Here is a 23,854-nt window from a genome sequence, read left to right on the forward strand (position 1 = left end):
CGGCCGTCGCAGTCGTGTGCCGAAACAGGTTTGTTCCGTAACGGTGTACCTCCCGGTGGTCCATCCGGGCGCACGTTCCGCGAGGATGTCTGAAACGTATAAGCACATCGATGAGCACGTCGAACAGGGGACACCGCACATGAGCCACAACCAGCCGGGACCGTACGGCGGTCAGCCGCCCCAGGGCCAGCCAGGACCCTACGGTCAGCAGCCCGGCCCCTACGGCGCCCCGCCGCCCCAGCCCCAGGGCCAGCCCGGCCCGTACGGCCAGCCCCAGCAGCCCAACCCCTACGGCCAGCCGCAGCAGGGCCAGCCCGGTTACGGCTACCCGCAGCAGGCTCCCCCGCAGGGAGTCCCCCCGCAGGGCCAGCCCGGCCCGTACGGCCAGCCCCAGCAGCCCAACCCCTACGGCCAGCAGCCGCCCGCACCCCCGTACGGCGGGCAGCCCGCGTACGGCGGCATGCCGCCCGCCCCGGAGCAGCCGAAGAAGAAGACCGGCCTGATCATCGGCGGCGTGATCGTCGCCCTGGCGGTCATCGGCGGCGGGGTCTACTTCCTGACGTCGGGCGGCGCGAGCAACAGCGACGTCGCGGACTCCACCAAGGGGTACAAGCTGACGCCCGCGGCGTCGGTGGACGACTACAAGAACAGCACCGGCTCCTCGATGCCCTCCGGTCCGGTGACCGGCGAGCAGAAGACCCAGCTCGAAGGGCTCGCTGTCAAGAACGCCCAGCAGGCCGACGCCCAGTACCAGTCCGGCGACAAGGAGAACCTGGCGAGCCTCAAGAGCGTGACCCTGTCGGGCTTCTGGGGCGAGGTCACCGACCCGGCCAAGGTCATCAACAACGCCTTCGAGAACGCCCAGTCGCAGTTCGGAAAGGGCGACGAGGGCATGGAGGCGAAGCTCGACGGCAGCCCCCGCGCCGTCACTCCCGAAGGCTTCAAGGGCGCACTGATGAAGTGCCAGGACATGAAGGTGACCAACAAGGAGGGCGACGGCACCCCCGCGAAGGGCCCGAAGGAATTCACGATCCCCATCTGCGTCTGGGCCGACTACAGCACCATCGGCACCGTCTTCGGCATCGACACAGGGCTCGCCCTGACCGGCAAGGGCATGGCCCAGGACGACATGGCCGCCCTGACGGCCAAGCTCTACAACACGTCCCGCACCAAGATCTGACCACAGCAGAACCACGCGAGGGGCGCCCGGCGATCCATCCGCCGGGCGCCCCTCGCGTCGTCGCTTCCGCCCTCAGGCCGACTTCTCGTGCCTGCCGCCGTCGTTCTTGCCGATCGTGCGCGGCTCGCGCGGGACCAGCGTGGGGTTCACGTTGTCGCGGACGACGTCCGCGGTGATGACGACGCGGGCGACGTCCTTGCGGGACGGGACCTCGTACATCACCGACTGGAGGACCTCCTCCATGATGGCCCGCAGGCCACGCGCCCCGGTGCCGCGCAGGATCGCCTGGTCGGCGATGGCCTCCAGGGCCGGGCGGTCGAAGTCCAGTTCCACACCGTCGAGTTCGAAAAGGCGTTGGTACTGCTTCACCAGCGCGTTGCGCGGCTCGACGAGGATCTGGAGCAGTGCCTCGCGGTCGAGGTTGTGGACCGAGGTGAGCACGGGCAGCCGGCCGATGAACTCCGGGATCATCCCGAACTTCACCAGGTCCTCCGGCATGACCTCCTGGAACTGGTCGCTCGCCTCGATCTCCCGCTTGGAGCGGATGGTCGCGCCGAAGCCGATGCCCTTGGCGCCCGCCCGGGACTCGATGATCCGCTCCAGACCGGAGAAGGCACCGCCCACGATGAACAGCACGTTCGTCGTGTCGATCTGGATGAACTCCTGGTGCGGGTGCTTCCGGCCGCCCTGCGGCGGGACGGAGGCGGTGGTGCCCTCCAGGATCTTCAGCAGGGCCTGCTGGACGCCCTCGCCGGAGACATCGCGGGTGATCGACGGGTTCTCGCTCTTGCGGGCGACCTTGTCGATCTCGTCGATGTAGATGATCCCGGTCTCGGCCTTCTTGACGTCGTAGTCCGCGGCCTGGATCAGCTTCAGCAGGATGTTCTCGACGTCCTCGCCGACGTAGCCGGCCTCCGTCAGCGCCGTCGCGTCGGCGATGGCGAACGGGACGTTGAGCATGCGGGCCAGGGTCTGCGCGAGCAGCGTCTTGCCGGAGCCGGTGGGGCCCAGCAGCAGGATGTTGGACTTGGCGAGCTCGATGGCGTCGTCCCGGCCCTGCGCGCCGCCGTTCTCACCCGCCTGGACCCGCTTGTAGTGGTTGTACACAGCGACCGAGAGGGCCTTCTTCGCGGGCTCCTGCCCGACGACGTACCCCTCCAGGAACTCGTAGATCTCGCGGGGCTTGGGGAGTTCCTCCCACCGAACCTCGGAGGTCTCCGCGAGCTCCTCCTCGATGATCTCGTTGCAGAGATCGATGCACTCGTCGCAGATGTACACACCGGGTCCCGCGATGAGCTTCTTCACCTGCTTCTGGCTCTTTCCGCAGAACGAGCACTTGAGCAGGTCGCCGCCATCACCGATGCGTGCCACGAGGTGCTTCCCCTTCGCCTGGGAGCAGCTTGGTTCAGCGGCTCCTGGTGCCTCTATCCGACGGTACCTTGCCTTGCCCCCCGTTCGGGCCCCCCTTGGCACGTTCACACGGCCGAAGCCGTGCGATCGCCTCGCGCCAAGGGGTGAAGGCGGACGTCAGGCGGCCATTCCGGCCGCGCTCTTGCGGGTCGACACGATCTGGTCGACGAGACCGTAGGCGAGGGCTTCCTCGGCGGTCAGGATCTTGTCGCGCTCGATGTCGTCGCGGACCTTCTCCAGCGGCGTGGTGGAGTGCTTGGCCAGCAGCTCCTCCAACTGGGTGCGCATCCGGAGGATCTCGTTGGCCGCGATCTCCAGGTCGGAGAGCTGCTCACGGCCGGTCTGGGACGACGGCTGGTGGATCAGCACGCGGGCGTTGGGCAGCGCCATCCGCTTGCCGGGCGTACCGGCGGCGAGCAGCACGGCCGCGGCCGAGGCGGCCTGTCCCATGCAGACGGTCTGGATGTCCGGCTTCACGAACTGCATCGTGTCGTAGATCGCGGTGAGCGCGGTGAACGAGCCGCCGGGGCTGTTGATGTAGATCGAGATGTCGCGGTCCGGGTCCATCGACTCCAGGCAGAGCAGCTGCGCCATGACGTCGTTGGCCGAGGCGTCGTCGATCTGCACGCCGAGGAAGATGACGCGCTCCTCGAAGAGCTTCGCGTACGGGTCGTACTCGCGCACGCCCTGCGAGGTGCGCTCCACGAAGCGCGGCACGATGTAGCGGTTGTCCACCTGCGGGCCGGTGTAGAGGCCGCTCGCGGAGGCGCCGGGGAAGTTGTTCATGTGGGTGTTCACCATCCTGGTGGCGTTCTGTGGCTGGATGTCTCGGCGTACGAGAGGTGCGCGGGGCGAGGAGCCCGGTCCGGTGGGTGCCGGATCAGGCGCCGGTGCCGCCGCCGCCCGGAACGCCCGATGCGATCGAGATGATCTCGTCGATGAGGCCGTACTCCTTGGCCTCCTCCGCGGTGTACCAGCGGTCGCGGTCGCCGTCGCGGATGATCGTCTCGACCGTCTGCCCGGAGTGGCGGGCGGTGATCTCCGCCATCCGCTGCTTGGTACGCAGCAGGTACTGGGCCTGGATCTTGATGTCCGAGGCAGTACCGCCGATGCCGGCCGAACCCTGGTGCATGAGGATGTCGGTGTTCGGGAGCGCGAAGCGCTTGCCCGCGCTGCCGCCGGTCAGCAGGAACTGGCCCATCGAGGCCGCCATGCCCATACCGATGGTGACCACGTCGTTCGGGATGTACTGCATGGTGTCGTAGACCGCCATGCCGGCCGTCACCGAACCACCGGGGCTGTTGATGTAGAGGTAGATGTCCTTGTCCGGCTCGGTGGCGAGAAGGAGCAGCTGCGCCGTGATCTTGTTGGCGATCTCATCGTCGACCTGCTGACCGAGGAAGATGATGCGTTCGCCGAGCAGTCGGCTGTAGACCTGGTCACCGAGGCCTCCACCGAGGGACGGCTCTCCGGCGGCGTAGGGCATCAGATTCGTCACGTATCCACCTGCTCGTCTCTGACGGCTCCGGCCGTCTCAGCGTCTTCGTACCGGGTGGGCGGGGGCTCCCCTGCCCTTCCTATTCATGGACCCTAACGCGCAGGTGGGACAACGCCATCCCGCTTCCCCAACTGTTCGCTGGGAGCGCAAGGTCCGCAGTCCGCACAAGGGTTGTGGGCCACCGTACGCCACCGGCCACCGGGTCCGGTCGACGGGGCGAAGCGGACGGGCCCCGGACGCACAGCGTCCGGGGCCCGTCCGACGGATGGCGCGAGGCTCAGGCCTCGTTCTTCTCCGCGGCCTCGGCCTTGTCGGCGGCCTCGGTCGCGGCGTCGGCGACGGCCTCGGCGGAACCGTCGGCGGCCTCGACCGTCTCGATGGCCTCCTCCTCGTCCTCCAGGTCGACGACCTCACCGTTGGTGTCGACGACCTTGGCGGCCTCGACGACCACGGCCAGCGCCTTGCCCCGGGCGACCTCGCCGACGAGCATCGGCACCTGGCCGCCCTCGACGACGGCCTGGGCGAACTGGTCGGGGCTCATGCCGGAGGAGGCGGCACGGCGCATGAGGTGCTCGGTGAGCTCCTCCTGGTTGACGTTCAGCTTCTCCTTGTTGACGATCTCGTCGAGGAGGAACTGGGTCTTGATGCCCTTGACGGCCTGCTCGGACGTCTCGGTCTCGAACTCCTCGGCGGTCTTGCCCTGGATCTCCAGGTACTTGTCGAGGGTCAGGCCCATCTGGCCGAGCTGGTGGTGCTCCAGGTTGTGCTTGCGGGTCTGGACCTCGTCCGCGAGCAGCTTCTCCGGGATCGGGATCTCGGCGAGCTTCAGCAGCTCGTCCAGGACGCGCTCCTGGGCCTGGGTGGCCTGGTCGTACTGCTTGCTGTCCTCAAGGCGCTTGCGGCTGTCCGCCTTCAGCTCGTCGAGGGTGTCGAACTCGCTCGCCATCTGGGCGAACTCGTCGTCGAGCTCGGGGAGCTCACGGGCGGCGACGGCGCTCACCTTGACGGTGACCTCGGCCGCCTTGCCCGCGGCCGAGCCGCCCTTCAGCTCGGAGGTGAAGGTGGCCTCGCCACCCGCCTCCAGGCCGGTGACGGCGGCGTCGATGCCGTCGAGCAGCTCGCCGGAACCGATGGTGTACGAGACACCCTCGGCCACGCCGTCCTCCAGGACCTCGCCGTCGACCTTGGCCTCCAGGTCGATCGTCACGACGTCGCCGTCGGCGGCGGCGCGCTCGACCGGGTTGGTGGAGGCGAAGCGCTCGCGCAGCTGCTCCACGGCCTTCTCGACGTCCTCGTCGCTGACCTCAAGGGCGTCGACGGTGACCTCGATGCCGGAGTAGTCCGGAATCTCGATCTCGGGGCGTACGTCAACCTCGGCGGTGAAGGCCAGCAGCTCGCCGTCCTTCAGCTCGGTGATGTCGACCTCGGGCTGACCGAGGACATTGAGCTCACCCTCGTTGACGGCCTCGGTGTAGAACTTCGGGAGCGCGTCGTTGACGGCCTCCTCCAGCACAGCACCGCGGCCGAACCGCTGGTCGATGACCCGCGAGGGGATCTTGCCCTTGCGGAAGCCCTTCACCGTGACCTGCTGGTTGATCTTCTTGTACGCCGCGTCGAGGCTGTCCTTGAGCTCCTCGAAGGGCACCTCGACAGTGAGCCGAACCCGGGTCGGGTTCAGGGTCTCCACGGCGCTCTTCACGGTTCGGTCTCCTTGTGGCTGACTTCTTGGGGTTCTGCTCCGCCGCACGGGGGGCGGCTTCGCGGACCGAGCCCGGTACATCAGACACACGGGCACGCATTTTGCATAGTAACGGCAAGGAGACGGAGTCCCACAATGCGCTCTCGCCGGTGGTCGTGATCCCGCCGGAGCGGGCCCCCGCCCCCGTGGGACGGGTCCGCGTTCCTGCCGGTTCCCGTCGGTTTCCCGCCGGTTCGTGCCGAATGGGTCCGTGTTGTGCCGATGGTCGGGGTGGCCGGATTCGAACCGACGACCTTCCGCTCCCAAAGCGGACGCGCTACCAAGCTGCGCCACACCCCGTCGGTGCGACACGTAGGGTACATGCAGCCGGACGGTGCGTCGGCCGCTTTGCGCGAGCGGCACGTCGAGCGGCACGGAACGCGACGGCGTGATCGCGGATCGGGTGTGCGGGCGGCGCCCGCGACCCGCTACGATGCTTCTCGTGCCGCCGGTCACCGGACCTGCGGTGCGGTGCTTGCGGGCGTAGCTCAATGGTAGAGCCCTAGTCTTCCAAACTAGCTACGCGGGTTCGATTCCCGTCGCCCGCTCCATGCCTGGGCCCGGTTCGACGAACTGCTCGTCGAGCCGGGCTCTTTGCGCTCTCCGGCCTTCGCGTTCCGTCGCGAGTACGGGCGGGCACGGTGGTCGGGCGCGGCACGGTCGGGTGCGGCGCGGCAGGGCGTGTCCGGGGAACCGCTCGCGTGCCCACGGCCGATTCCCCGCACGGCATGGGCGCCGGGCGGGTCAGAAGCCGATCGGAAGCCGATCGAAGACCGATCAGAAGCTGATCTGGTTGATGGTGTGCGCTATGGAGTCCATGAACTTCTGGATCGTCGGCGCCATGCCCGTCGACGCCAGGAAGAACCCGAAGAGCGCCGCGACGACCGCGGGCCCGGCCTTGATGGAACCGCCTCGGATCATGACCACCAGGATGATCGCCAACATCAGCACCACAGACAGCGAAATGGCCACAACTGATCACACCTTCGGTCGGTCCGCCTTGCCGGCCCGGAGGCATGCTGCCGAGCACCCCTCCGACCCGTCCATCGTGCCACCAACTCCCCTGTGACCGCTGCTGCGTGACGGACCGACGTGACGGGATCGCGCCATCCTCATGGCTTGTGCGACCCCGCGTGCGCCCGGGGCGCACGACCCGGCGGCGGAGGCAATCGCCCCGCCGCCTCCCCCGCGTTTCTGTGAGCGGGCTGTGCGTCGATAAATCACAACAACCTATCGCCGTGAAAGTTTCCGTATCCGCACACATGATTCACATGCAATTCTCAGACTTGCGCGCCATGAAATTGATCCCCCCGCGGCGCCCTCCACTATGCCCCATTCAAGAGGGATGAATCCGGGCATAATGGTCGGTTGTTCGCGGTTTCGCTTTTGATTGGACGCGAACATTCAATACCTGCCGACGGTTTTACGAATTGCGATCGGTGCGTCTATGGTGCTTTGAATGTTCCACGCTCCGAACGGATTTCAGAGGGCCCCGCTCCCATCGGCGACCCGGGAGTCGGAGCCCAGACACCGAGAGCCGATGACCTCCGCCGCGGCACCGCCCGCGACCGCGGGGAACGAGCCCGCGACAACCGTCCCGGCCAGGAAACGGGACGCGTACTTCGACAACGTCAAATATCTCGCCATCGTTCTGGTCGCGATGGCGCACGCATGGGAACCGGTGATGGAGGGAAGCCGGGCCACACGCGCGCTCTACATGGTCGCGTACACCTTTCACATGCCGGCGTTCATCATCGTCTCCGGGTATTTCTCGCGCTCGTTCGACATGTCCGCGGCCAAGATGAAACGCCTGGTCACCGGCGTCGCCGTGCCCTATGTGGTGTTCGAGACGGCCTATTCACTGTTCAAACGGTACGCGGACGACTCGCCCGATCATCCGATCAGTCTGATCGACCCCTGGTATCTGACCTGGTTCCTGGTCGCACTGTTCATCTGGCGGATCACCACTCCGTTGTGGCAGGCACTGCGGCATCCGTTTCCGGTGGCGATGACCATCGCCGTGCTCGCCTCTTTCTCACCGACGATCGGTGACGATCTCGATCTTCAACGGGTGTTGCAGTTCCTGCCGTTCTTCGTGCTGGGACTCCGGCTGAGGCCCGAACATTTCGAACTGGTCCGCCGACGCGAGGTACGCGTGGCCGCACCGGTGGTCTTCGCCGCGGCCCTGGTGGCCGCGTACTGGGTGGCGCCGCGGATGCAGCTGGGCTGGCTCTACCGCAGCAACAGCGCACAGGAGATGGGCGCCCCGTGGTGGTCCGGCGCGGTGATGACGCTGCTGCTGTTCGGCTGCGCGCTGCTGCTCACCATCGCCTTCCTGGCCCTGGTTCCGCGCCGCCGCACCTGGTTCACCGTTCTCGGCGCCGGAACGATCTGCGGCTATCTGCTGCACGGATTCCTGGTCAAGGGCGCCGGATACACCGGGGTGTTCGACGCCAATGACTGGTTGTCGGCGCCCGTCGGCCTGGTCCTCGTCTCCCTGGTCGCGGCCGGCGCGGTGACCTTGATGTGCACGCCGCCGGTACGGCGGGTGCTGCGCCCGGTCACCGAGCCGGAGATGGACTGGGCGTTCCGACGGGACACGGCGGGGCACTGAAGCCCCCAGAGGCGTCCGTGGACTCTGCGCGGGTCCGCCCGGACCGGCACGGAGCCCCACACGGACCTGCGCGGCACCGTGCGGGCCGGGGCCGCGCCCGTGCGGACCGGCCTCCGGACCTCGCCGACCGGCCTCCGGTCAGTCTTTCGCCGTGTTGGCTTGAATCGATCGTTCAGTGGGGGATTCCCCCGGGGTGAGACCGAGAAGCCGCCGCACGTGCGCATACTTCTCGGTCAGCCGGGTACGGGTCGCCGGTTCCAGTACGGCGAGGCGGGCCGGGTCGGCGTTGTGCGCCAGATCGGACTCCTTGACGAGCAGGGCGCCCGGCGTGGCGAGGATGCGGCGGGTGTACGCGGAAAGGTCCTCGCCCTCACGTCTGGTGACGGCGAGGACCATGTCCTTGACCTGCTGCGGCAACGCGGCGCCGACCAGCCATTCCTCCGGCAGGACCCCGTCCTCGACCGCGTCGTGCAGCCAGGCCGCGGCGATCTGGTCGTCGCTTCCTCCCCCGGCCCGGACGCCGTCGGCGACGGCGGCGAGGTGCTCGGTGTACGGGCGCCCCGCCTTGTCGCGTTGATCGGCGTGGGCCGCGCGGGCGATGGCCTCGATTTCGGCCAGTTCGAGGTTGCTGTGTGGCGTGGTCATGACCCGACTGTACGGACGGCCGCCCGGCCCGTTCCACGGACGGGCGGCCGTCCTGATTCCACGGCCGATCGGCTGCCGCGTCCGCTCAGGGACGGGCGGCCGGATCGCGCAGGGCCGCCCGGGCCGGGATCAGCGCGGCCGCGAGCCCGAGCACGACCGTCGCGGCGACGAAGGTCCCGTACAGCATCGGCGGGATGTACGGGGATTCACCGGTGAGCCCCCTCATCATCGGGTTCAGCGTGGCCAGCGCGATGGCGGTGCCGAGCCCGGCCCCGGCGACGGTGACGAGCAGGGCCTCCCAGCGGATCATGCCCAGGACCTGGCGCCGGGTGGAGCCGACGAGGCGGAGCATGGTCAGTTCGCGGCGGCGGTCGAGGACGGTCATCACGAGGGTGTTGGCGGCGGCGACGGCGGCGAATCCGCCGAGGACCGAGGCCATGACGGTGTTGGCCCAGGCGCTGAACTCGCGGTCCCTGTCCTGCGCGGCGGCATGGCCGGAGGCGTCGGTGACGGTGCCGAGCGCGGCGAGTTCCCGTACGGCGTCGGGGGTGGACCTCACCAGCAGTTCGGAGGCGTACGGCGCGGTGACACGGCTTCTGAGGTCGGCGGCCGGGAGGGTGACGAGGCTGGTGCCCTGGCCGCGGCCGTAGACGGCGACGATCTTCGGCGATGCCTCGGTGCCGTCCGGGAGGCGGAGCGTGAGCCGGTCGCCGGTCCTCCGGTCCGCGGAGTCGGCGAGGGTGGTGTCGATGGCCACGGTGCCGGGGCGCAGTGCTCCGAGGGAACCGGACCGGACGTCGAGGTCCTGGACCTTGGTCAGTGCGTCGCCGGTGCCGATGACGCCCTGGGCGGGGCTGCTCTGCAGCATGCGCTCGTCGCCGGAGCCGACGGGCACCAGGACGGAGGTGCGGATCAGGCCGACGGCGGTGGAGACACCGGGGATGTCCGCGGCCCGGTCGGTGGCGTCGGAGGCCAGTCCGGCGGGAGCGGTGACGATGTGGTCGGCGGTGATGGCGTCGCGCTGCTGGTGTGCGACCACCCGTTCCTGGCTGGTCTGCATGAACACGAGCGTGGAGGCGAAGGCCATGGCGAGCACGATCGGGGTGATCGCGGAGGCGAGTCGTCGGGAGTTCGCACGGGAGTTCGCGGCGGCCAGTGAGCCGGCGGCACCCGCGCCGCGCAGCGGGAGGCCGATGGCCGCGGCGCAGATCCGGGCGATCAGCGGGCCGAGCAGGCCGACGGCGAGCATGAAGAGCATGACGACGCCGAGCGCGGCGTTCGCCGCGTCCTCTCCGCTGTTGGCACCCGCGATGCCGGCCAGGACGATGCCGCCGACGAGCGCGGCGACGCCGAGCGGGGTACGGATCCAGCCGAACGGCGGCTGTTCCACGGCGGACTGGGCCAGGGCGAGTCCGGGCTTGATCCTGGCGGGGCGGCGGGACGCGAAGTACCCGGCGCCGAGCGCGGTGAGCATGGTGGCGGCGATGGCGGCGGCCATGGGCAGTCCGGACACGTGCAGGCCGACGGCTTCGGGGATGGCGCCCTTGTCCCGGAGCTGTCCGAACCACCAGTGGGCCAGGGCGGTTCCGGGCAGGCAGCCGAGCAGCCCGGCCAGTGGCGCGATGAGCAGGGATTCGGTGGCGATGGTGCGGCGCAGTTGACCGGGGGTGGCCCCGATGGCGCGCAGCATGGCGAACTCGCGGCCGCGCTGGCCGACGGAGAGGGCGACCGTGCCGGCGGCGGTGAAGACGGCGACCATGGTGGCGATGCCGCCGAAGGAGCCGCCGAGCCCCATGAGGAGTTCCTCGGCGCCCGCGAGGTTCGGGTCCTCGACGCCGCCGCGGCCGTCGCCGGTGTGGATCCGGGCCCCGGCGGTGTTTCCGATGCTCGCGCGCACCTGGTCGGCGAGGGCCCGGGGGGTGGTGCCCGGTGCGGCGAGCACGGCGATGGCGTCGATCCGGCCGGGGTGGCCGGAGAGCCGCACGGCCTCGTGGTCGTCGAACCGGACGGTGGCGTCGGCGGCGGTGGTGCCCGCGATCCGGAACTTCTTCGCGCCCACGGGGGTGTCGAGGACGATGGTGTCGCCGATCCGGCCCCCGGTTCCGGTGGGGACGACGACCTCGCCGGTGCGGGGCGCTTCGCCGGTGAGCAGTCGGGTGCCGGTCAGGGCGGTGGAGGCCCAGCCGTGAGCGGTGAGGGGGGTGCCGTCGTGGCGCACGGGGTAGCCGACGTCGCCGATCGCGGTGGCGGCGCCGGGCGCCGAGGCTGCCTTGCCGACCAGGGATTCGGGGAGGCGTGCGGTGTCGGGCACGAGCGCGCCCACGTCGGCCCTGCCCTCGCCACGGCCGATGGTCAGGTGGGCCTTCTGGTCGGCGGCGACCACGACGGGGGCCTTGGCGTAGCGCTCCGCGGGCACGGAGGCGCGCAGGCCGGTCTCCAGCAGGATGCCGCACGCGGAGACGATCGCCGCTGCCAGCAGGAGGGCGACGAAGGTCCCGGCGAACGACGCGGGTTTGAAGCGGACGGCCGCGCGGGCGAGGCCGTTGGGGACGCGCGGGACGAACATCAGGCTGCTGCTCCTGCGTGAGCGAGGGGGTGCGAGGTGACCGGGGCGGTCAGCGCGGTCAGCCGGGCGGCGATCTGCGCGGCCCCGGAGCGCGGCAGGCGGTCCTCGATCGCCCCGTCGGCGAGGAAGAGGACCTGATCGGCCCAGGCGGCTGCGGTCGGGTCGTGGGTGACCATGACGACGGTGGCGCCGAAGCTGTCCACCGCGTGTCGGAGCAGGCCGAGGATCTCGGCGGCGGTGGTGGTGTCGAGTGCGCCGGTGGGTTCGTCGGCGAAGATCACGTCAGGACGGGTGATGAGTGCGCGGGCGACGGCGACGCGCTGCTGCTGGCCGCCGGAGAGCTGGCCGGGGCGCCGGTCGCCCTTGTCGCCGAGCCCGACCGCGGTGAGCATCTCGGCGGCGGCGCTGCGGCTGCGGGCGGTACCGGTGCGCTGCCCGGCCAGGCGCATGGGCAGCAGGACGTTCTGCTCGACGGTGAGCGACGGGAGCAGGTTGAACGCCTGGAAGACGAAGCCGAGGCGGGTGCGGCGCAGTTCGGTGAGCCGGTTCTCGTTCATCCCGGTGATCTCGGTGCCGCCGAGGCGGACGGAGCCCGCGGTGGGGCGGTCGAGACCGGCCGCGCACTGCAGGAAGGTCGACTTTCCGGAGCCGGAGGGGCCCATGACGGCGGTGAAACCCGCGCGCGGGAGGGCGAGGTCGATGCCGCGCAGGGCGTGCACGGCCGAGCCGCCACGGCCGTACTGCCGTCGGACGCCGCGCAGTTCGACCGCGTAGTCGGTGTGGCCGGGCCGTCGGTGGGTGTCCGCCGGGTACCGCCCGTCCCGCTCCTGCGCGCCCTGTTTGGTGCGTCGCAGCCCCATGGTGTCCGCCTTCCGTTGTTCGCCGACCGGTCTTCCGGCCCGTTGCTCGTCCGGTTCTTCCGGCCGTTGATTCGAACGTACGGATCACGGGTGGGCGTGGACCATGGCGGCTGCTGGCGAATCAGGGGTGGGGGAAACCCCAGGCGTGACCGGGGGCCGGGCCTCTCGGGTCCTGGCAGGACGGCCGCCTCGCGAGGGCGGGGCGCGCCGGTCGCGCCCGAGTGGAAGGGCCCGCCCGGGCGCGACCGACAACGGGGACGGGAGCGCGGCCGACAACGGGGACGGAGCGGAACGGAGGCGGGAACGGGAGCGGGAACGGAGGCGTCATAGTTGCAACGTCAATCGTTCGGTAAACTAATTACTGACGCTTCCTTGACGCACTCTTGACCCAACAAAGGATCAAGCTCATCGGACACGCAGACACGCTCATCGCCATGGGCGGCGCCTTCCTCGCCGCCGCCGTCCTCGCCCGCTTCGGCAGCCGCATCGGACTGCCGACGATCCCCCTGTTCATCCTGGCCGGGATCCTGCTCGGCCCGCACACCCCGGGCATCGTGCTCGTCGCCGATCCGCACGAGCTGGAAATGCTCTCCGCGCTCGGCCTGGTGCTGCTGCTCTTCTACCTCGGCCTCGAATTCCATCTCGACGACCTCAAGGCCGGCGGCCGCAAGATGCTCGTCGCGGGCTCCGTCTATCTGGCGCTGAACGTGGGGGCCGGGCTCGGCTTCGGCTTCGCGCTGGGCTGGGGCACCTCGGAGGCCCTGGTCATGGCCGGGGTCATCGGCATCTCCTCGTCGGCCATCGTGACCAAGATCCTCGTCGACACGAAGCGCCTGGCCAGCCCGGAGACCAAGACCATCCTGGGCATCATCGTGGTCGACGACATCTTCCTGGCCCTCTACCTCGCCGGACTGCAGCCGGTCCTGTCGCACTCGGACAGTCTGGGCGCCGCGGTGCTCGACGGGGGCAAGGCGTTCGCCTTCCTGCTGCTGCTGGCGCTCACCGCCCGGTTCGGCACGAAACTCATCAGCAAAGTCATCCACACCAAGGACGACGAACTCCTCGTCATCTCCTTCCTCGGCGCCGCCGTCTTCGTGGCCGGGGTCTCCGAGTGGTTCGGGGTCGCGGACGCGATCGGCGCCTTCATGGTGGGTCTGATGCTCGGCAGCACGACGTCGGGCAAGCGCATCCTCACACTGGTCCACCCGCTGCGCGACGCCTTCGGGGCGATCTTCTTCTTCGCCTTCGGTCTGTCCATCAACCCCGGTGACCTGCCTGCCGTGATGTGGCCGGTACTGGCCGCCGTGGTGCTGACCGTGGCCATGAACGTGCTCTCCGGCATCGTCTCGGCGCGGGTCTACGGCTTCGGTTCGCAGGCCGCGGCGAACATCTCCACCACCCTGACGGCCCGCGGCGAGTTCGCGCTGATCCTCGCCACCATGGCCGCGGGCGCCGGCCTGGACGAACGGCTCCCGCCGTTCATCGCCGGCTATGTGCTCGTCCTCGCGGTCCTGTCACCGCTGGCCGCCGGACGGTCGCACTGGCTGGCCCGCTTCCTGCCGGGCGGACGGGACCGGGGTGAAGGCGATGACAGCCGGAACGGCGACGGGACGAAACAGGTCTCGGTCCCGGCCTGAGGCCACGGCCGACCCGGCCGCCGGGTCCTCGTCCACGGCTCGGGGAGGCTTCCGCACCACCCCGTGCGAAAGCCTCCCCGAGCGGCCTCCGTACCCGTCCCGGAAAGCCTCCGTACCCGTCCCGAGCGGCGGTTTCCCCCGACGGACGCGCACACGGTCCGGACGGTGTGCGCGTCGGCCCCAGCGCCCGGCCGGAGGTCAGCCGACAGGCTCTCAGGCGCTGCGCGACAACAGCAGCAGCGCCCGGTCGTCGTTGACGTCCTTGGCGCACGCCTCGATCAGGTGCCAGGCCGCGCCCTCGAAGCCGGTGGCGACATAGCGGTCGGCCTCGCCGGTCAACCGGTCGATGCCCTCCTCGATGTCCCGGTCGGACGCCTCCACCAGGCCGTCGGTGAACAGCATCAGCACGTCACCGGGGGCCAGCGAGCCCTTCACGGCGTCGAACTGCGCCCCGTCGTACACCCCGAGCAGTGGGCCCTCCGCGGCCTTCTCCTCCCACCGGCCGCTGCCGGAGTGGAGTTGCAGGGCCGGCGGGTGCCCGGCGGAGAAGAGCTCGTAATCACCCGATTCGAGGTCCAGGACCAGATGGATCGAGGTGGCGAACCCCTCGTCCCAGTCCTGTCGCAGCAGATAGCCGTTGGCCGCCGGGAGGAAACCGTGCGGCGGCAGCGAGCCGAGGAGCCCGCCGAAGGCCCCGGACAGCAGCAGGGCGCGCGATCCCGCGTCCATGCCTTTGCCGGAGACATCGGTGAGCACGGCCTCCAGGGTCCGGCCGCCGCTGGTGCGGGCGGCGACGACGAAGTCCCCGGAGAAGGACTGACCGCCCGCCGGGCGCAGTGCCATCTCGCAGTGCCAGCCCTGCGGCAGCCGGGGCAGGGCGCTCTGCACCCGGATGCGTTCGCGCAGGTCGAAGAGCATGGTGCTGCCGCGCCGCCACGGCACCCCGACCCTGGCCCGGAACTGGGCGAGGACGAGTCCGAAGAAGCCGCAGGCGGCGACCACCAGGACGATGCCGGGCGTCACCGTGCCCGGACCGTCCTGGTACGGGCCGAGTCCCAGCGACTCCACGATCAGGGCAGCGGCGGCGGCCGCGTACAGGCCGAGCAGGCTCGCCGGCCGCAGCAGCAGACCGCCCGCCACGATGGGCAGGCCGAGCGCCGCCGGGGAGAACCACAGCGGCTCCAGCAGGGTGGCGCAGGTGATGGCCGGAACGGTGAGCAGCAGGCCGACCAGGGCGACCCAGTCGGCCCCGTCGCCGCGGAAGTAGTCGACCCCGGATTTGCGCAGCGCGACGCGCGCCCGGTGCACCGATTTCCTGAATCGGGCCGGGTACGTCTCTGCTCCTGCGCGACGGGCCATTGCGGGGACCCTATCCACCCGAGGCCGTCAGGTGCAGGGGGACCCCATGACAATGCGTTCGAAAACGGGTCGACCAGGTGCTGCGCCCCTGGTAGGCATGGGGCATGACTACCGAGCTCCGCGTACTGCGCCCGTCCGAGTGGAACCAATGGTTCGAGTGTCTGGAACTCGCGTTCGGCGGGGTGGCGGAGCCACCGGAAGAACGTGAGCTTGTCGAAGAGCTGACCGAGCACGAGCGGTCGATCGGCATCTGGGACGGCTCCGACGTCGTCGCCACCTCGGGAGCGTTCAGCTTCCGGGTCGCCGTTCCCGGCGGGGCGCTGGTGCCCGCCGCCGGGGTGACGATGGTGAGCGTCGCCTCCACGCACCGCAGGCGCGGCCTGCTGACCTCGATGATGCGCCGCCAGCTCGACGACGTCCGGGCGCTCGGCGAGCCGCTCGCCGTCCTGACGGCGTCCGAGCCGGTGATCTACGGCAGGTTCGGGTACGGCGCGGCCACCCGGCAGATGTCCCTGACGATCGACTCGGACCGGGTGCGGCTGACGGTGCCGGACGGCACGGACGCGGTGCGGCTGCGCCACGCGAAGCCGGACGAGGCGACGGCCGCGTGCGAGGGCGTGTACGACCAGCTGGTCGCCGGCCGCCCCGGCACACCGGCCCACGGGCCCGGCTGGGAGCGGAAGTCGATGATCGACCCGGTGAGCACGCGGGAGGGCGGCTCGGCCCAGCAGTGCGTGCTGGCGGAGGTGGACGGCGAGGTCGTCGGCTATGTGACGTATCGCATCAAGCCCACGTGGGACATGTCCGGTCCCAAGGGCACGGTGCGGGTCGGTGACCTGGCGGCGCTGGATCCGGCGGCGTACGCGGCGCTGTGGCGGTTCGTCCTCGGCATCGACCTGACGTCGACCGTCGAGGCACGCAACCGGCCGGTCGACGACGCGGTGCTGCACCTGGTGTCGGACGTGCGGCGGTGCGGCATCCAGATCCGGGACTCGCTCCATGTGCGGCTGGTGGAGCTGGGGGCGGCGCTGGAGGCGCGGGCGTACCAGGCGCCGGTGGACGTGGTGTTCGAGGTGGAGGACGCGTTCTGCCCCTGGAACGCGGGGCGTTGGCGGCTCACCGCTGACGCGAAGGGCGCCGCGACCTGCCGGCGGACCGAGGACCCCGCCGATCTCGCGCTCTCGGTGCGGGAGTTGGGTTCGGCCTACCTGGGCGGCGAGTCCCTGACCGCGCTGGCGAAGGCCGGGCGGGTACGGGAGTTGCGGCCCGGCACGCTGGCGGAGGCGTCGCGGGCGTTCGCCTCGGACGTCGCGCCGTGGCTGCCGCAGGGGTTCTGAGGGCCCGGAAACGCGGTAGGGGGCGGGCCCGGAGCGCCGGAGCCGGGGCTCCTCAGGCCCGCTGGCAGTCCGGGCACCAGAAGAGGTTGCGGGCGGCGAGATCGGCGGTGCGGATCTCGCCGCCGCAGACGTGGCAGCCCTGCCGGGCCCGGCGGTAGACGTACACCTCGCCGCCGTGGTCGTCGACGCGCGGCGGGCGGCCCATCGCCTCCGGCATGTGCTCGGGGCGGACGGTGTCGATCCGGTTGTTCCGTACGCCCTCGCGCATCAGCACCACCAGATCGGCCCAGATCGCGTCCCATTCCGCGCGCCGCAGGTCCTTGCCCGGGCGGTACGGGTCGATGCCGTGCCGGAACAGGACCTCCGCGCGGTACACGTTGCCGACCCCCGCGATGACCTTCTGGTCCATCAACAGGGCCGCGACGGTGATACGGCTGCGGGAGATCCGCCGCCAGGCGCGCTCGCCGTCCTCGTCGGTCCGCAGCGGGTCCGGGCCGAGGCGGTCGTGTATCGCGCCCTTCTCCGGCTCGGTGATCAGCGCACAGGTGGTGGGGCCGCGCAGGTCGGCGTGGTGGTCGTCGTTCACCAGACGCAGCCGGACCGTGTCGGTGGGCGGCGGGGCGGGGGACGCGCCGAAGCCGAGCTTGCCGAAGAGGCCCAGGTGGATGTGGACCCAGCCGGTGTCCCCGAAGCCGAGGAAGAGGTGCTTGCCGTGGGCGTCGACGCCGGTGAGGGCCCGGCCGTCGAGCAGCGCGGCGCTGTCGGAGAACTTGCCCTGCGGGCTGCTGACCCGCACCGGCCGCCCGGCGAACCTGTCCCGGTGGTCCGCCGCGAGGCGGTGGATGGTGTGTCCCTCGGGCACTGCGGCGGCTCTCCTCGTTGGCGTGGTGCGGGTGCGAACGGCGACATGGCTGTGCCGCCGGGGGCACCGGCGGCACAGGGACGGGTGTCGGTCAGTCCTGCTGCGGGTGGTGGGCCGGGATCGGCGGGAGCTCGCCGGTCGTCTCGTACGCGGTCAGCATCTCGATGCGGCGGGTGTGGCGCTCCTCGCCGGAGTACGGGGTGGCGAGGAAGACCTCGACGAACTTGGTGGACTCCTCCACCGAGTGCATCCGGCCACCGATGGCGACCACGTTGGCGTTGTTGTGCTCGCGGCCCAGGGCCGCGGTCTGCTCGCTCCAGGCGAGCGCGGCACGCACGCCCTTGACCTTGTTGGCGGCGATCTGCTCGCCGTTGCCGGAGCCGCCGATCACGATGCCGAGGCCGTCCGGGTCGGCGGCCGTCCGCTCGGCCGCGCGGAGGCAGAACGGCGGGTAGTCGTCCTGGGCGTCGTAGATGTGGGGGCCGCAGTCGACGGGCTCGTGGCCATGGGCCTTCAGCCACTCGACGAGGTGGTTCTTGAGTTCATAGCCGGCATGGTCCGAGCCGAGGTACACGCGCATGTGTCCGAGTGTGGCACGAGCGAGGCCCGGCAGCCGTCATCGGGGTCGGCCCCTCCGGCCGGACCGCCCGGCCGGGAACGGCGCGTCCGTGTCACCGCCCGACCGGGTCCGTGCCGGTGTGGAGTCCGTGTGCAGGCCCTGTGCGGACGACACCGCGGGGAGACGATCCTGTCAATGGTTCGGGAACAAAGGGTTCCGATTCCGGTGTCCGGAAAGCTTCCCCGGAGCGCTCCCCACCGCGACGATCCGCGGCGGCGGGGCGCACGAGCGATCCGCACGGGTAACGAGCCGGGGAGCAGGGGAGGGCGGGCTCGCGACGCCCTGCGACTCCGCCTCCCGCGTTGTCGTCGATCGCGATGACTCCGCCCCCGTCCCCTCCTCCGCCTCGGATCCGAAGCCGCATGACGCCGCTCACTCCCCCTCTTGCCCCTCCAGACCGTAAGGACTCGAATTCCATGACGCCGCAGCCAACTCTGACCGGGCCGGACCGACGGCCCGACAAGCCCGGCGAACCCGACGGGTCCCGAGGGCCGGGCGGGGCGGACCCGGCGCAGTCCGCCGAGGGGCTGCGGGCGGGGCTCAAGAACCGCCATCTCTCGATGATCGCCATCGGCGGTGTCATCGGCGCCGGGCTCTTCGTCGGCTCCGGAGCCGGTATCGCCGCCGCCGGACCGGCGATCCTGCTGTCGTACGCCCTGGTCGGCATGATGGTCGTCCTCGTGATGCGGATGCTCGGCGAGATGGCGGCGGCCCGCCCCAGTTCGGGTTCCTTCTCCGCCTACGCCGACCAGGCGCTGGGCCGCTGGGCCGGGTTCTCGATCGGCTGGCTGTACTGGTTCTTCTGGGTCGTGGTGCTCGCCGTCGAGGCGACGGCCGGCGCCAAGATCCTGGAGGGCTGGGTGCCGGCCGTCCCGCAGTGGGCGTGGGCGCTGATCGTGATGGTGGTCCTTACCGCGACGAACCTGGTCTCGGTCGGTTCGTACGGGGAATTCGAGTTCTGGTTCGCCGGGATCAAGGTCGTGGCGATCGGCGCGTTCGTGGCCGTCGGGCTGCTCGCCGTCTTCGGGGTGCTGCCGGGCTCGGACAACCCCGGCTCCGGCTTCGCCCATCTCACCGACACCGGCGGCTTCTTCCCCGAGGGGCCGGGCGCCGTCCTCACCGGCGTGCTGATGGTGGTCTTCTCCTTCATGGGCAGCGAGATCGTCACCCTCGCCGCGGGCGAGTCGCAGAATCCGCAGCGCGCCGTCCGCAGGGCCACCAACAGCGTGATCTGGCGGATCGCCGTCTTCTACCTGGGCTCGATCCTCGTCGTGCTCACCCTGCTGCCGTGGAACGACGCGTCGATCGTGAAGGACGGCAGCTACGTCGCCGCCCTGAACTCCATCGGCATCCCGCACTCCGGGCAGGTCATGAACGTCATCGTGCTGACGGCCGTGCTGTCCTGTCTGAACTCCGGCCTCTACACCGCCTCGCGGATGGCCTTCTCGCTCGGCGAGCGCGGGGACGCGCCGAGGGCGTTCGCCCGGGTGAACGGGCGGGGCGTGCCGCGGGCCGCCATCCTGTCCTCGGTCGTCTTCGGGTTCGTCGCCGTGTTCTTCAACTACCGGTGGCCCGACACCGTCTTCCAGTTCCTGCTGAACTCGTCCGGCGCGGTCGCGCTGTTCGTCTGGCTGGTCATCTGTTTCAGCCAGTTGCGGATGCGGGGCATCATCCTGCGCGAGTCGCCGGAGCAGCTGACCGTGCGAATGTGGTTCTTCCCGTATCTGACCTGGGCGACCATCGCGATGATCACGTTCGTCCTGGTGTACATGCTGACCGACCCCGGCGGGCGCGAGCAGGTGTTGCTCTCGTTGCTGGTCGCGGCGCTGGTGGTGGCGGTCTCGCTGGTGCGCGGGACACGGCGGCGGAAGGCCGTGTCCGGAGGTTCCGCACGGGACCCGCGCGGCTGAGCCCGGGCCCGGACCGGGAGTCCGAGCCGGAGACCGCGCGGCTGAGCCGAGGTGCCGAGCCGGGGGTCCGAGCCGGAAATCCGAGCCGGGAACCGCACGGCCGAACCGGGGCCCGAACGCGAAGGAGGCTCGCCGGTCCGTGGTACGGGACCGGCGAGCCTCTTCGACGTGCGGCGGGGGCGCGGGGTCAGCCCCGGCGACCGGCCAGCTTCCACGCCGTCGGCAGCGCGCCCATCGCGAGGGCCGCCTTCAGCGCGTCACCGAGCAGGAACGGCACAAGACCGGCCGCGACGGCCGCGCTCAGCGACATGCCCGTGGACAGCGCGAGGTACGGGACGCCGACCGCGTAGATGATCGCGGAGCCCAGCACCATCGTGCCCGCGGTGCGCAGCACGGAGCGGTCTCCGCCGCGCCGGGCGAGGCCACCGACGACGGCGGCGGCGAGCAGCATGCCGAGAACGTAGCCGAACGACGGGAAGTCCATGCCGGACCTGGCCTCGGAGAACCACGGCACGCCGGCCATGCCGACGAGCGCGTACACGGCGAGGGAGAGGGCGCCGCGGCGGGCGCCCAGCGCGGTGCCGACGAGGAGCGCGGCGAAGGTCTGACCGGTGACCGGAACCGGGGAGCCGGGGACCGGGACGGCTATCTGGGCGGCGATCCCGGTGAGCGCGGCGCCACCGAGGACCAGGGCCGTGTCGACGGCGTAACGGTGGCGGGCGGCGGGCAGCAGGTCGGCGAGGACCGCTCCGGTACGGGCAGGGGCGGCAGCAGTGCTCATCGGGACTCCGCGGGGGTGAGGGAGGGCAGGTGGGGACAGACTGGACCCGACGTTAGCCCACGGGTTAACGGTCGATCACCGTCAGCGGCTCACAAAGCGGCGGTCGGGGCCTTGGTCGGGTCCATACAAAGAGCGTCGGACAATCACACGACGGCGTGACGCTCGTCACGGCGGTGAGGGCTGATCGCCTCAGGTTTCCCTCCTGGCCACCCCTCGGAAGAACTGTAGGTTCCCGCCAAATTCGGCGCGCCGACTCATGGAGGGCATTTCCCGGCGTCACGATGTGCCCGGATGTGCACCTTGTGTGAGCATCGTGCCCGTATAGCGGACGGCGGTTCCTCATGAACGGGGTGCGTGCCCAGACTGTGCGCGCAGGCATCGACCGCCCGCCCCCACCCCGTTCGTCCCTTCCCCAGCTCCCCCGCGTCTCGCCGCGTCCCCCCACGTCTTCCCCTACCGAACAGAGCTCGTCCATGTCCCGGAACCCCGCGTCTCCCCCCACCGACTCCGCGGCCGACTCTCCGGTCGCCCCCTCGTCCGGCTCCCCCGCCACGGATCCCGCCCCGGGCCCCGCCGCCGGTGCCGACTCGGCCCTCACCCACGGGCTCAAACAGCGCCATCTCTCGATGATCGCCCTCGGCGGTGTCATCGGCGCCGGGCTCTTCGTCGGCTCCGGAGCCGGTATCGCCGCCGCCGGACCCTCGATCATCGTCGCGTACGCCGTCTCCGGACTGCTGGTGATGCTCGTGATGCGGATGCTCGGCGAGATGTCGGCCGCGAACCCGGCGTCCGGCTCCTTCTCCGTGCACGCCGAACGGGCGATCGGGCCGTGGGCGGGGTTCACCGTGGGCTGGGCCTTCTGGGTGCTGCTCTGCGTCGCCGTCGGGCTGGAGGGCATCGGCGCCGCGAAGATCGTCACCGGATGGCTGCCCGGTACGCCGGAGTGGGCCTGGGTCGCGCTGTTCATGGTGGTCTTCCTGGGCGCGAACCTGGCCTCGGTGACGAAGTTCGGCGAGTTCGAGTTCTGGTTCGCCGCGCTCAAGGTCGCGGCGATCACCCTCTTCCTGGTCCTGGGCGTGCTGGCGATCCTCGGCGTGCTGCCCGGCACGGACGCCCCCGGCCTCACCCATCTCGGCGGCGAGGGCGGCTTCCTGCCGAACGGCGGCGAGGGACTGGTGATCGGACTGCTCGCCTCGGTCTTCGCGTACGGCGGTCTGGAGACCGTCACCATCGCCGCCGCCGAGTCCGAGAATCCGGTACGGGGCGTCGCCGGGGCGGTGCGGACCGCGATGTGGCGGATCGCGCTGTTCTACGTCGGCTCGATGGCGGTCGTGGTGACGCTGGTGCCGTGGGACGACCCGGAAGTCGTGGATGTCGGTCCGTTCTACGCGGCCCTGGACAGCCTCGGGATCGGCGGTGCCGCGCAGATCATGAACGTGGTGATCCTGGTCGCCCTGCTGTCCGCGATGAACGCCAACATCTACGGCGCCTCGCGCATGGCCTGTTCGCTGGTCTCCCGGGGGCAGGGACCGCGACGCCTGGGCCGGATCTCCTCCGGCGTCCCGCGCACGGCCGTCCTGGTCTCGTCCGTGTTCGGCTTCCTGTGCGTGCTGCTCAGCTACTGGCGCCCCGACGACGTCTTCCCGTGGCTGCTCAACATGATCGGCGCGGTGATCCTCGTCGTCTGGATCTTCATCGCCGCCTCCCAGTTGGTCCTGCGCGGCCGACTGCGGCGCGAGGCACCGGAGAAGCTCGTCGTGCGGATGTGGCTCTTCCCGTACCTGACCGTGCTGGCGATGACGGCGATGGCCGGGATCTTCGTCCTGATGCTGTTCCAGCCCGGCACCCGTGACCAGTTGATGGCGACCGGCGCCCTTACCGTCGTACTGATCGCCGTCGGTGTCGTACGGCAGCGGCGGGCGGCGGCCGTCAGGGGCTGAGGCCGGCGTCTCCGGCGCCGCGCGGCCATCGTCAGGAACCCGTGCCCGGCACGATCGCGGGGCGGGAGGGACCGGGGGCGCACGGCACGTTGAGCGAGAGCAGTTCGCCGCCCCGCTCGCCGATCCGCACCTCACTGATCGCCGTGTTCCGCAGCTTCGGGAACACCTGGCGGTAGGAACCCAGCGGAATGGACAGCAGCTCGCAGAGCACCAGCCGCAGCAGGCTGCTGTGGGCGACGACGAGGACCCGTCGCCCCGGGTGTCCGTGCGCGATCCGGCGCAGCGCCATCGTCCCCCGGGCCGCTGCCGTCCTGGGGTCCTCGGCCCCGGGGAAGGGGTGGACCACCGGATCGGCACGGTATGCCTCGGCCCGCCCCGGATGCCCGGCCGCGAACTCCGCGAAGGTGCGTCCCTCCACCTCGCCGAAATCGCATTCCCGCAGATCGGGCTCGCGCCGCGGGACAAGTCCGAGGGCCCGGCAGGCGGGCTCGGCGGTCTCGGTCGCGCGGCGGAGCGGCGACGTCCAGATCGCGTCGACCGGATGCCGGGCCGCCCACTCGCCCAGTTGCCGGGCCTGGCGGCGCCCCTCGTCGGTGAGCGCGATGTCGCTGACCCCGGCGTAGCGGTTCTCCGCGTGCCAGACGGTCTGCCCGTGGCTGACGAGCAGCAGCAGGGCCGGGCTCCCGGTCATGACGTCTCCGTTCGGGTACGGGCGTGGGCGGCGGGCGGGCCGGGAAGCCGACCGCGCCGCTCCGCACGGGGGCGGGGACGCCAGGCGTCTCGCCCGGAAGAGTCCATGCCAAATGAGCATGATTGGCCGTGAAATCGCCAAGATCTCGCCGTTCATGCTTTCATTCGGCGGTCAATCGATCACATACGCCCCGATTTTCCCACCTCA

General features: G+C 70.6%; 19 protein-coding genes and 2 tRNA genes. 7 read left to right on the top strand and 14 right to left on the bottom strand.

The genetic code is table 11. The annotated features are described in order from the left end of the window. Positions 1–139: 139 nt before the first annotated feature. A complete protein-coding gene (locus ACF1CT_RS14350) occupies positions 140–1,180 on the top strand; it encodes a hypothetical protein (RefSeq protein ID WP_391784222.1) in 1,041 nt (346 codons plus the stop codon). A gap of 72 nt (positions 1,181–1,252) precedes the next feature. Here the strand turns inward: ACF1CT_RS14350 and clpX are convergent, their stop codons facing one another. The 5 genes from clpX to ACF1CT_RS14375 all read right to left on the bottom strand — a co-directional run bounded on the left by clpX (position 1,253) and on the right by ACF1CT_RS14375 (position 6,126). Next, positions 1,253–2,551: an ATP-dependent Clp protease ATP-binding subunit ClpX gene (clpX, locus tag ACF1CT_RS14355; RefSeq protein ID WP_391784117.1), complete on the bottom strand. Its 1,299-nt coding sequence runs from the start codon at positions 2,549–2,551 to the stop codon at positions 1,253–1,255. Positions 2,552–2,707: 156 nt separating this feature from the next. After that, complete coding sequence (locus ACF1CT_RS14360) at positions 2,708–3,391, bottom strand: ATP-dependent Clp protease proteolytic subunit (RefSeq protein WP_391784118.1); 684 nt, start codon at positions 3,389–3,391, stop codon at positions 2,708–2,710. A gap of 79 nt (positions 3,392–3,470) precedes the next feature. Further along, positions 3,471–4,076, bottom strand: coding sequence for an ATP-dependent Clp protease proteolytic subunit (locus tag ACF1CT_RS14365; protein WP_391784223.1), 606 nt, complete (start codon positions 4,074–4,076; stop codon positions 3,471–3,473). Positions 4,077–4,365: 289 nt separating this feature from the next. Next, positions 4,366–5,787: a trigger factor gene (gene tig / locus ACF1CT_RS14370; protein ID WP_391784119.1), complete on the bottom strand. Its 1,422-nt coding sequence runs from the start codon at positions 5,785–5,787 to the stop codon at positions 4,366–4,368. A gap of 262 nt (positions 5,788–6,049) precedes the next feature. After that, positions 6,050–6,126 (bottom strand) — tRNA-Pro (locus ACF1CT_RS14375). A 177-nt stretch (positions 6,127–6,303) separates the two neighbouring features. Here ACF1CT_RS14375 and ACF1CT_RS14380 point away from each other — a divergent pair. Further along, positions 6,304–6,377: transfer RNA gene (locus ACF1CT_RS14380), tRNA-Gly, on the top strand. 226 nt (positions 6,378–6,603) lie between these two features. Here ACF1CT_RS14380 and ACF1CT_RS14385 read toward each other — a convergent pair. Next, positions 6,604–6,798, bottom strand: a complete 195-nt coding sequence (locus ACF1CT_RS14385; protein WP_391784120.1) for a hypothetical protein — start codon at positions 6,796–6,798, stop codon at positions 6,604–6,606. 487 nt (positions 6,799–7,285) lie between these two features. Between ACF1CT_RS14385 and ACF1CT_RS14390 the strand changes: the two genes are divergently transcribed. Next, positions 7,286–8,440, top strand: a complete 1,155-nt coding sequence (locus ACF1CT_RS14390; protein ID WP_391784121.1) for an acyltransferase family protein — start codon at positions 7,286–7,288, stop codon at positions 8,438–8,440. A 138-nt stretch (positions 8,441–8,578) separates the two neighbouring features. Here the strand turns inward: ACF1CT_RS14390 and ACF1CT_RS14395 are convergent, their stop codons facing one another. From ACF1CT_RS14395 to ACF1CT_RS14405, 3 genes are all read right to left on the bottom strand, one after another. Beyond that, complete coding sequence (locus ACF1CT_RS14395; protein WP_391784122.1) at positions 8,579–9,085, bottom strand: HD domain-containing protein; 507 nt, start codon at positions 9,083–9,085, stop codon at positions 8,579–8,581. An 85-nt stretch (positions 9,086–9,170) separates the two neighbouring features. Continuing rightward, the gene (locus ACF1CT_RS14400; protein ID WP_391784123.1) at positions 9,171–11,651 is read right to left on the bottom strand and encodes an FtsX-like permease family protein; all 2,481 of its coding nucleotides are present in this window, start codon (positions 11,649–11,651) and stop codon (positions 9,171–9,173) included. After that, positions 11,651–12,511 carry an ABC transporter ATP-binding protein gene (locus ACF1CT_RS14405; protein WP_391784124.1) on the bottom strand — a complete coding sequence of 287 codons (861 nt, stop codon included), beginning with the start codon at positions 12,509–12,511 and terminating at the stop codon, positions 11,651–11,653. The genes ACF1CT_RS14400 and ACF1CT_RS14405 overlap by 1 nt, the downstream gene beginning before the upstream one ends. Positions 12,512–12,945: 434 nt before the next feature. Here ACF1CT_RS14405 and ACF1CT_RS14410 point away from each other — a divergent pair, with 434 nt between their 5' ends. Next, a complete protein-coding gene (locus ACF1CT_RS14410) occupies positions 12,946–14,148 on the top strand; it encodes a cation:proton antiporter (RefSeq protein WP_391784224.1) in 1,203 nt (400 codons plus the stop codon). A gap of 213 nt (positions 14,149–14,361) precedes the next feature. Here the strand turns inward: ACF1CT_RS14410 and ACF1CT_RS14415 are convergent, their stop codons facing one another. Next, positions 14,362–15,507 carry a PP2C family protein-serine/threonine phosphatase gene (locus tag ACF1CT_RS14415; protein ID WP_391784125.1) on the bottom strand — a complete coding sequence of 382 codons (1,146 nt, stop codon included), beginning with the start codon at positions 15,505–15,507 and terminating at the stop codon, positions 14,362–14,364. Positions 15,508–15,611: 104 nt separating this feature from the next. Between ACF1CT_RS14415 and ACF1CT_RS14420 the strand changes: the two genes are divergently transcribed. Continuing rightward, the gene (locus tag ACF1CT_RS14420) at positions 15,612–16,844 is read left to right on the top strand and encodes a GNAT family N-acetyltransferase (RefSeq protein WP_391784126.1); all 1,233 of its coding nucleotides are present in this window, start codon (positions 15,612–15,614) and stop codon (positions 16,842–16,844) included. 52 nt (positions 16,845–16,896) lie between these two features. Here the strand turns inward: ACF1CT_RS14420 and ACF1CT_RS14425 are convergent, their stop codons facing one another. Together ACF1CT_RS14425 and ACF1CT_RS14430 are read right to left on the bottom strand one after the other, a co-directional pair. Next, positions 16,897–17,706: an Fpg/Nei family DNA glycosylase gene (locus tag ACF1CT_RS14425; RefSeq protein ID WP_391784127.1), complete on the bottom strand. Its 810-nt coding sequence runs from the start codon at positions 17,704–17,706 to the stop codon at positions 16,897–16,899. Between the two features lie 91 nt (positions 17,707–17,797). Next, entirely contained in the window at positions 17,798–18,286 is a 489-nt protein-coding gene (locus tag ACF1CT_RS14430) for a ribose-5-phosphate isomerase (protein WP_391784128.1), read from the bottom strand. Positions 18,287–18,741: 455 nt separating this feature from the next. On the opposite strand from ACF1CT_RS14430, the gene ACF1CT_RS14435 reads away from it, so the two are divergent. Beyond that, a complete protein-coding gene (locus ACF1CT_RS14435) occupies positions 18,742–20,235 on the top strand; it encodes an amino acid permease (RefSeq protein ID WP_391784129.1) in 1,494 nt (497 codons plus the stop codon). 187 nt (positions 20,236–20,422) lie between these two features. On the opposite strand, the gene ACF1CT_RS14440 is transcribed toward ACF1CT_RS14435, so the two are convergent. Further along, entirely contained in the window at positions 20,423–21,016 is a 594-nt protein-coding gene (locus ACF1CT_RS14440; protein WP_391784130.1) for a biotin transporter BioY, read from the bottom strand. Positions 21,017–21,489: 473 nt separating this feature from the next. On the opposite strand from ACF1CT_RS14440, the gene ACF1CT_RS14445 reads away from it, so the two are divergent. Next, complete coding sequence (locus ACF1CT_RS14445; protein ID WP_391784131.1) at positions 21,490–22,956, top strand: amino acid permease; 1,467 nt, start codon at positions 21,490–21,492, stop codon at positions 22,954–22,956. A 31-nt stretch (positions 22,957–22,987) separates the two neighbouring features. Here ACF1CT_RS14445 and ACF1CT_RS14450 read toward each other — a convergent pair whose 3' ends face one another. After that, on the bottom strand, positions 22,988–23,647 hold the full coding sequence (locus ACF1CT_RS14450) for a histidine phosphatase family protein (protein WP_391784132.1): 660 nt from the start codon (positions 23,645–23,647) through the stop codon (positions 22,988–22,990). Between the last annotated feature and the right edge of the window lie 207 nt (positions 23,648–23,854).

It is taken from the genome of Streptomyces sp. NPDC014734 (assembly GCF_043083325.1).
In the GTDB taxonomy this organism is placed as follows: domain Bacteria; phylum Actinomycetota; class Actinomycetes; order Streptomycetales; family Streptomycetaceae; genus Streptomyces.

What these genes read in the sequence shown, in the direction of transcription:
- ACF1CT_RS14350 (WP_391784222.1), top strand. Translation starts at nt 140, where the DNA reads ATGAGCCACAACCAGCCGGGACCGTACGGCGGTCAGCCGCCCCAGGGC.
- ACF1CT_RS14360 (WP_391784118.1), bottom strand. Translation starts at nt 3,391, where the DNA reads ATGGTGAACACCCACATGAACAACTTCCCCGGCGCCTCCGCGAGCGGC.
- ACF1CT_RS14365 (WP_391784223.1), bottom strand. Translation starts at nt 4,076, where the DNA reads ATGCCCTACGCCGCCGGAGAGCCGTCCCTCGGTGGAGGCCTCGGTGAC.
- ACF1CT_RS14390 (WP_391784121.1), top strand. Translation starts at nt 7,286, where the DNA reads ATGTTCCACGCTCCGAACGGATTTCAGAGGGCCCCGCTCCCATCGGCG.
- ACF1CT_RS14395 (WP_391784122.1), bottom strand. Translation starts at nt 9,085, where the DNA reads ATGACCACGCCACACAGCAACCTCGAACTGGCCGAAATCGAGGCCATC.
- ACF1CT_RS14400 (WP_391784123.1), bottom strand. Translation starts at nt 11,651, where the DNA reads ATGTTCGTCCCGCGCGTCCCCAACGGCCTCGCCCGCGCGGCCGTCCGC.
- ACF1CT_RS14405 (WP_391784124.1), bottom strand. Translation starts at nt 12,511, where the DNA reads ATGGGGCTGCGACGCACCAAACAGGGCGCGCAGGAGCGGGACGGGCGG.
- ACF1CT_RS14410 (WP_391784224.1), top strand. Translation starts at nt 12,946, where the DNA reads ATGGGCGGCGCCTTCCTCGCCGCCGCCGTCCTCGCCCGCTTCGGCAGC.
- ACF1CT_RS14415 (WP_391784125.1), bottom strand. Translation starts at nt 15,507, where the DNA reads ATGGCCCGTCGCGCAGGAGCAGAGACGTACCCGGCCCGATTCAGGAAA.
- ACF1CT_RS14420 (WP_391784126.1), top strand. Translation starts at nt 15,612, where the DNA reads ATGACTACCGAGCTCCGCGTACTGCGCCCGTCCGAGTGGAACCAATGG.
- ACF1CT_RS14430 (WP_391784128.1), bottom strand. Translation starts at nt 18,286, where the DNA reads ATGCGCGTGTACCTCGGCTCGGACCATGCCGGCTATGAACTCAAGAAC.
- ACF1CT_RS14435 (WP_391784129.1), top strand. Translation starts at nt 18,742, where the DNA reads ATGACGCCGCAGCCAACTCTGACCGGGCCGGACCGACGGCCCGACAAG.
- ACF1CT_RS14440 (WP_391784130.1), bottom strand. Translation starts at nt 21,016, where the DNA reads ATGAGCACTGCTGCCGCCCCTGCCCGTACCGGAGCGGTCCTCGCCGAC.
- ACF1CT_RS14445 (WP_391784131.1), top strand. Translation starts at nt 21,490, where the DNA reads ATGTCCCGGAACCCCGCGTCTCCCCCCACCGACTCCGCGGCCGACTCT.
- ACF1CT_RS14450 (WP_391784132.1), bottom strand. Translation starts at nt 23,647, where the DNA reads ATGACCGGGAGCCCGGCCCTGCTGCTGCTCGTCAGCCACGGGCAGACC.